Source organism: Bacteroidales bacterium (assembly GCA_018334875.1).
In the GTDB taxonomy this organism is placed as follows: Bacteria; Bacteroidota; Bacteroidia; order Bacteroidales; family UBA12077; genus JAGXLC01.
Window position 1 is genome coordinate 1 of record JAGXLC010000192.1, and the last position, 7,911, is coordinate 7,911.

At 40.6% G+C, this 7,911-nt stretch carries 5 protein-coding genes; 2 read left to right on the forward strand and 3 right to left on the reverse strand.

Translation table 11 applies throughout. The features are described 5' to 3' along the window. The first annotated feature begins 250 nt into the window (after positions 1-250). The gene (locus KGY70_13860; GenBank protein ID MBS3776275.1) at positions 251-673 is read left to right on the forward strand and encodes a hypothetical protein; all 423 of its coding nucleotides are present in this window, start codon (positions 251-253) and stop codon (positions 671-673) included. Positions 674-689: 16 nt separating this feature from the next. Here KGY70_13860 and KGY70_13865 read toward each other — a convergent pair whose 3' ends face one another. Further along, positions 690-1,664: a polyprenyl synthetase family protein gene (locus KGY70_13865; protein ID MBS3776276.1), complete on the reverse strand. Its 975-nt coding sequence runs from the start codon at positions 1,662-1,664 to the stop codon at positions 690-692. A 233-nt stretch (positions 1,665-1,897) separates the two neighbouring features. Between KGY70_13865 and KGY70_13870 the strand changes: the two genes are divergently transcribed. Continuing rightward, positions 1,898-2,734, forward strand: a complete 837-nt coding sequence (locus tag KGY70_13870; protein ID MBS3776277.1) for a universal stress protein — start codon at positions 1,898-1,900, stop codon at positions 2,732-2,734. Between the two features lie 237 nt (positions 2,735-2,971). Here KGY70_13870 and KGY70_13875 read toward each other — a convergent pair whose 3' ends face one another. Then, on the reverse strand, positions 2,972-6,124 hold the full coding sequence (locus KGY70_13875; protein MBS3776278.1) for an ATP-binding cassette domain-containing protein: 3,153 nt from the start codon (positions 6,122-6,124) through the stop codon (positions 2,972-2,974). Positions 6,125-6,416: 292 nt separating this feature from the next. Beyond that, positions 6,417-7,874: a sodium:solute symporter family protein gene (locus KGY70_13880; GenBank protein MBS3776279.1), complete on the reverse strand. Its 1,458-nt coding sequence runs from the start codon at positions 7,872-7,874 to the stop codon at positions 6,417-6,419. Between the last annotated feature and the right edge of the window lie 37 nt (positions 7,875-7,911).

Here is a 7,911-nt window from a genome sequence, read left to right on the forward strand (position 1 = left end):
CGCTTCATTATTTTTCGCAAAAAGCCGGTTTTTCTAATGCGGGGTTACCTGCATCCACCCCGCAATCCATCCCGCATTCATAAACTTTCCCGCTTACCAGCGGGATTCGTTTATGAATAATGCAGGTAAAATGAATGCAGCAAATTTAAAACATTTATTATCTCATTATATCGAATTCACTCAAGGAAATTAAATAATTTTGCTAATAAACCATCTCAATGATCCGTTATTCCTTATAAAGTAAATCAATATGAAGGCAAAAAAAGTTTTATTCACCTTTCTGGTTATCATTCTGTTCAGCATGTCAGCCCGGTCTCAGGCAATAAAAGCCGGACTGGGAGACGAATTGCGGCTGGATCCTCCTTTAAGTCTGTTAACAAAAGTTACTTTCGATATGGAATTCCTGGACCCCGCTTTAAGGACCTCCCTGGATTTTATTTTCCTGCCGGAGCTCAGAGGAAACCTGGACATTCATTATTCATTTCTAAGCAAGGACAACCTGAATCCCTACGGTATCGCCGGGGTCAATTTTTCCAGGATGTCGGGATTCAACCTGGGCGGAGGTATGAATATCCCCATAACAAACAAACTCGATGGATTTGTTGAAGCAAAATACATTTTCAGATACAATCCCGAAGCCTCATTAAAATTTGGCCTTCTTTTTATACTTTAAAAGACAAGGGATATGCTCATTTTTGCCTTTTCATCATCCGAGAGGCAAGGTCGTGTAAGGGCTTTTTCACCTCATCGCTTTTAGATATTTTATCCAGCGAGGTAAGGGCGTCTCTGAAATACTCTTCTGCTTTATCCGCTGTGAGCTGGTCTATGCCCAGACGGAGGTATATATCCTTAACTTGTTGTATCTTTGATTGAGGATCAATCTGTTTATTCCCGATCACCCGGTCCAGCTTCTCCCTGTCTGCCGGATCACTTTTCTCATAAGCCTTGATAATAAGGTAAGTTTTTTTATCGGACAGGATGTCGCCTCCTATATTCTTTCCAAAGGCCTGTTCATCTCCAAAACTATCCAGATAATCATCCTGAAGCTGAAAAGCAATGCCCATATTTTTTCCGAATTCAAAAATTTTATTGGGCTGGTCTTCCCCGGCACCCCCGATCAATGCACCCATTTTAAGACTACAGGCAATCAGTTCGGCAGTTTTCAATTCGATCATTTTCAAATATTGCTGCTCGGAAACATCAGGGGTGGTTTCAAAATCCATATCATATTGCTGCCCCTCACACACCCGTAATGCCGATTGATTGAAAACCCTGTAAACCTCGTGTGCCTCTCTTCCACGGTAATCAAATACATAGTCATAAGCCCTGATAAACATAGCATCTCCGGAGAGGATGGCAGTGTTGATATCCCATTTGGCATGTACAGTTGGATGGTTTCTCCGCACACTGGCTTTGTCCATAATATCATCATGAACCAATGTGAAATTATGGAAAATCTCTACTCCCAATGCAGGCATCAAAGCCGGCTGTAAATCGGAAGTAAATAAGTTTGATGCCATAAGCAAGAGGGCAGGCCTCAACCTTTTCCCGCCCGTATGTAATGAATAGGATATGGGTTCATACAACGCGCTGGGTTCCTGAACAAAATTTTGTTCGGCAATCGCTTTCCGGATAATTCCCTGAATTTCTTCAAAATAATACATAATTGCGAAACATTGGATTATAGCCATATAAAATTACAACAATTCATATATCTCTCCAATTTAATTTCTATAATATAAAACTTATGAGATTATATTTCGTATATGGCAGATAACAGATTCTGGTTTTATTTGTTTAACCATGGCTCGATTCATTTTGTGTACTGAATTTTACAATATGGTTTGGAAAACATTCGATTAATAACTAAATTTCGCATTAAATAAAATTTCATTGTATGAGAAAAGATACCATACTCGTACCCTGGGACTTCACAGAAGTAACTGAAAATGCACTTTTGCATGCCCTCAAACTCTCGACTCATTTGGAAAACAAAATTCAGTTAATTCATATCGTAAAGAACGAAAAGCAGCAAAGTGAGGCTGAGAGAAGGCTTAAGAATGACGTTGAAAGGCTTTCTGCAAAACATGGTGGGGTTTCAATTGAACCCGTAGTCCGTGCCGGAAGTTTATTTCATGAAATCAGTAATTATGCCTCAGATCATAACATAAGCCTGGTTGTTATGGGCACACATGGCATTAAAGGAGTTCAGAAATTAACCGGAAGCTGGGCTTTGAAGGTAATCGTGGGCTCCAAGGTTCCATTTATTGTTGTTCAGGGTCCGCCTTCTAAAAGCGAAGAATTCAAAGATATCGTATTCCCCTTGGATTACAGACAAGAAGTGAAACAAAAAGTTAACTGGGCCCTTTTTCTGGCCAAATATTTTGATGTCAACGTTCACATTATGGTCCCGAAATCAAAAGATTCCGGTTTACAGAAAAAAATAAAACTCAACGTCAATTTTGCAGAAAGAATATTTAAAAACCATAACATCAACTACAACATACAAAACATTGATTCCAGCGGCATTGGAGAAAAAACAATAGATTATGCCAAAGAGATAGATGCTGACATCATTCTGATAATGACCACAAAAAATATTGATTTCACGGATTATTTACTTGGGGCTAAAGAACAATACATCATTGCCAATCCGGCGCAAATACCTGTTATGTGTGCCAACCCCCGCACAGATATGAACAGATACGGCAGCTTTAGTGCTACGGGAGGCTAATAAAAAACTATGTAATCTGTCTTTTACAAATGCAGCAGTGACCAGGGCAGAATGATCCATCCCGGTTTCCGGCAAAATCTGGGGGTTCACCACAATAATATAAGCCATGGTCATAAAAGTGGTGACCCCTGCAATCACCTCTTTCCGAATGGTGGTCTGATGGGCTTTAAGATTAAAAAATTATCCAGGAGTCGTTTCATACGCTTACTGCCTGAATTTGCCCATCTCCATAGAAACTTACCTTTTGTTTCGTAAAAGTCTAAGGCGAATAGCGGGAAAGAACCTGAACGATTCATACTCCTGCAATCCAAATAATTTAAAAAACCGTCTTCGTCCGATTCTTCGCAGCCGAATGCTTTCAAAGTAGGAAATAATCCTGTTCAGCACATCAAAATATAGAATAACATACCAAAAAAAGATGGCAACCCATAATCTGATGATGTTAAACCAAAAAGTATCAATCTTCAGGTCACCTATGAATTTTGCAGGAGCAAAGTAATGCGCCCTACCCTTTCGGGAATCAGGCAAGCGGTAAACCGGATCCCTCAAATAGATGATCTCCTGATCTTCAATATAATAGCTGTTCAATTGGTCTGAATTTTCCACCAAAGTAGCCAGGCGTTTATTATGATACTCATCCTTCAATGCCTGAAATTCCTCCTCTCCTCCCAACTCTTTAATAAGACTGTCCCGAATGTGTTGTTTTCTGTTTTTAGCGGAGGAATACCTTGAAGAAGCCATACCATCAAGGGTATCCAGGAGGGTTCGGGTTTGGGCTTTAAATGCGCCGAGAGATTGTTGGTTTACTTCACTAAAAGACTCATAATCTATAGAATACCGTTCGGATAATTCATCCAATTCATTTTGCAGCAGACCGATTCTGCTTCTTGCACCGGATGTAATGGAATCTTCTTCTATCTGACTTAAGGCTGATTCCATTAAAGGAATGCGATAACCCTGGTCAAAGAAAGTGGTGCTTATAGTGACTTCCGGCTGGAAAAAATGTTTCTCGAATTCATTCTCCTTAAACTGTGTAACTACCAATGCCTCATAGGCCCATCTGGAGGTAATCAGATTGCCAATCATGGGAACATATTTTTCGGATTTAACCGATTGGTGCATGTTGCGAAAATCAATCACCACCCCGCTAAACAGCAATTGAGGTACAAGAATCAAGGGCACAAGGATATAAATGGCCACAATCGAATTAAACCCTGAGGAAATATTGAGGCCTACCATATTGGCCCAACATGCAGTTGTAAATAAGATGAAAAAATAGGAAAAAGTCAGTTCTTTTATCTCGAGAATGTTATTTCCTATGAGGGTATAAGCCATCATGTGAAAAGCTGAAATAATGATCAGGACTAAAACTTTTGCATTCAGGTAACTAAACCGGCTTAGATTCAGGAATTTTTCCCTTTCCAGCAGCCTTTTGTCCTTGAAAATTTCCTCTGCACTTATAATCAGTCCCAGAAACAGAGCAACAATCACACACATAAAAAGATATCCCGGAAGATTGGGGTTGTCTCTGAAAACATATTCACTGACACTTCCGGCTATGTTTGAATTCTTTGTGATAAAAGCCAATAACAGGGACAATATGGGAGCTTCAAAAATCACAAGCAGGAGATACTGTTTGTTGGCCAGTTTTGTCAGCACATCCCGTGTAAAATAGATACGAAGTTGTTTAAACTTGTTCGGAATACTAAAATCCGACTGGGGGATAACCCGCTTATAAGGCCGTCTGATCCGCTGAATAATGGGATCAATATTTTTCATATATTTTTTATACCACTCCTCCGGGGAAATTTTCCGTTTGCGGGTAAGTTTCCCGTCCACATCAACCACGCGGGCCTCAACATTTCTTAATATCTGTTCGGTTTTGATATTCCCACAGGTGGGACATTCGCTTTGTTCGGAATCCACAAAATTGTTCATCCGTTTGAAATAGGTAACAGAATCCACCGGATTTCCATAATAGATGATGTGCCCTCCCTGATCGATCACCAGCAATTTGTCAAGCATCTTAAAAATGTCTGATGAAGGCTGATGTATATTACTAAATATCAATCTACCTTTAAAGGTCTGCCTTTTCAGCATCAACATCACTTTCTCCGAATCTGCCGAGGACAAACCCGAAGTGGGCTCATCCACAAACAAAACAGAAGGTTCTCTCATGAGCTCGAGGGCAATGTTCAGTCGCTTTCGCTGCCCACCACTCAAAAAGGTATTCAGGGCATTTCCCACACGAAGATCCCGTGCATCATCCAAATCAAAACTTACCAGTGAATTTTCAACCACATCTCTGATCTGTTCCTCGTTATAATCGCTGAAACAGAGCCTGGCATTATAATACAGATTCTGAAATACCGTAAACTCTTTTATCAGCACATCATCCTGGGGTACAAAACCAATCACCCCTTTTAACTTTTCACTGTCTTCATGAATATCAAATCCGTTAATGGTGATATTTCCTTTCTTCGGCTTCAGGTTGCCGTTCAAAAGATTCAGCAGGGTCGATTTTCCGGATCCGCTGCTTCCGATAATCCCGATCAGACGACCGGACTCCTCATTGAGTGTAAAAGGTTTGATCCCATTGGGGCTGTTACCGTAGGAATACTCGATACTATTGGCATTAAATACAAATTGGGTTTTTGCGGTATCCTGAATAAATTTTCCTGAAACCCAGGTGTAATAGATGGAACCAAATTTTGAGTTTTTAATGACGCCGCCAAACGACCAAATATAGGAGCGATAAGGTTTTATTGCCCGCCCGTGGAGCATCAGACTATCACCGCCGTAATATCGCAACACGAAGGTATTGGAACTTCTAATATAGAACACCACTATCCTTCCGCTCAGCCGTTTGATATACATGTGCTTGATTTCCTTTTCCTCGGGCTCTTCTTCGGAATCGATAATAAGCAGGTTTCGTTTGTAGCGGGTTCGGTCTAAGTGGCCGAAAGTAAATTCCTTGAGGTCTTTATATTCTTCTTCGTCAATCTTAAGTTTTTCGGCTGTATCGTCCACAAAATTGATCTCAAAACGAGTAACTTCCCTGTCAATGGAAATGAAATCAAGCAAACTGATAATAACCAGTATTTTTTCCTCTTTCTGAAACTCTTCATTTAACTGGTTACATAAATCTACAAGCCGCTCTTCAAGGGTTTTTCCGTGTATAACGTCATGAGCCGGATCCAGTGATTCGGGATGATAGTACCTTACACGATAATCAAAATAATTCAGGTACTCTTCAGCCAGTTCACTATCAAACTGCTGATTCAAAAAATCACTGATAATCCCTCTCTTGTCTTCGATATGGCTTGATTTGTTTGCCTCCGAAACCAGTGCAAACAATCGCAAAATTGCCTTCAATATCGACTCATTCATAGATCTCGGTTATAAATAGCCAATCAAAATAACGAGCACAATATAAAACGAAACAACAACCTTATCAAAAAAAACAACAAAAATTAATCGGTTCTTATTAAACTGTATTATTCTTACCGCAGTTTTAGCTACAAACAAATTTTCATAACCTGATGATAGGTATCGATCTCAAAGTTAAGCAATTTAATTTTTTTTGAAGGCACATAGGAAAGATAGGATTTCACATAAATTTATCATTTAAGCAATTGGAGCATAAAAATTATTGAAAAAGATTGAACAAGGTCTTATGCATTCAATCCATCCTTAATCTTTGTTCAGATGGAGACTTGGGAAACAAATAAGTCAGGGCGACAAAAAGAAACAATGAAGCTGTGATACCAAAAATATTCGGGTCCAGATCAAATGGAAGGCTAAACTGAGCTATAGTAAGATAGAGCGTAATTCCCCCGCCAATCAGCATTGACCAGAAAGCGGCGACAGGGCTGCTTTTCTTCCAAAACAAGGCTCCGAGTATCGGTATGAAGAGCCCCGACACCATAAAAGCATAGGAATAGAGCATCAACTGAAGCACATTTTGCATTTTGAGGGCCAGCAATAAAGCCGAGCCTCCTATCGCAAAGGTTAATAGCTGGGATATTCGAAGCACCTTTTTAGAATCATGCCGGAAATGGAAAATTTTATCCAGTATGTCCGTGAGCACATTCCCGGAAGATGCCATGAGGCAACTGTCTGCAGTTGACATAATGGCTGAAAAATAGGCTGACATCATCAGGCCCATCAAGCCCACAGGCAATACTGTTCTGAGCAGCAAAGGCAAACCCATTTCGGAATCAATGCTTTGCAGATCGGGATAACCCAAATGGGCAAACATGCCATTTTCAAGTCCCACCCTGGCGAACAGTCCCAGAATAACCCCCATCATGGCCATAACAGGCCACTCGAAAAGACCGGCAATAAACCATGCCTTTTGTGCTTCCTTTCTGCTGCGTGTGGAATAGATTCTTTGATATAAGGTCATTCCCACAAACCATATAGGCACAATGGTAACACCCCAATTGACCAGTTCCTGCCATGAGACATTGCCTAAAGACAGAAACTCCTGGGGTATGGTAGCTTTTATCTCCGACATTCCGCCAATGGCATTATAACCCAGGGGAATGCCTATCAGAATCAACCCGCCCATAAGAATGAGCCATTGTATGGTATCCGTATAGATCACTGCTTTCAGACCACCCATCACTGTATAAACCACAGCAATCACTCCCATAATAATCAAAGCTTGATTCAGTTGAAGATCTACAAAGGTGGCAGAAGCCAGTTTGGCACCTGCCAGGATCTGCGAACTGGTAAAACCCATGTAGCCAATGGCGGAAATAATCCCAGCCAATAAGGCAACCCTGGGAGAATAAAATTGCTCAAATATCTGAGGGAAAGTAAACAATTTAATTTCATGGGACATTCTGCTCACCCGGGGGATTAGAAAAACAGCGCTAAGCCAGGCTCCTATCAGTCCGGTAAACAGCATCCACGAACCGGCAATGCCCATAATAAATCCAAGACCACCCAGACCAATAGAAAAACCGCCTCCAACATCGGTAGCTACTACAGACAAACCCACATGGAGGCTGCCCATGCTTCTGCCCCCTACATAGTAGTCATCCGTGTCCTTATTTCTCCGAAGGAAGAAATAACCCACACCCAACATAACTACCATATAGAGAATAAAAATGGATAAATCGACAAAATGCATATCACTTATTTTTTCAAAAAATTAATCCATAAATAAA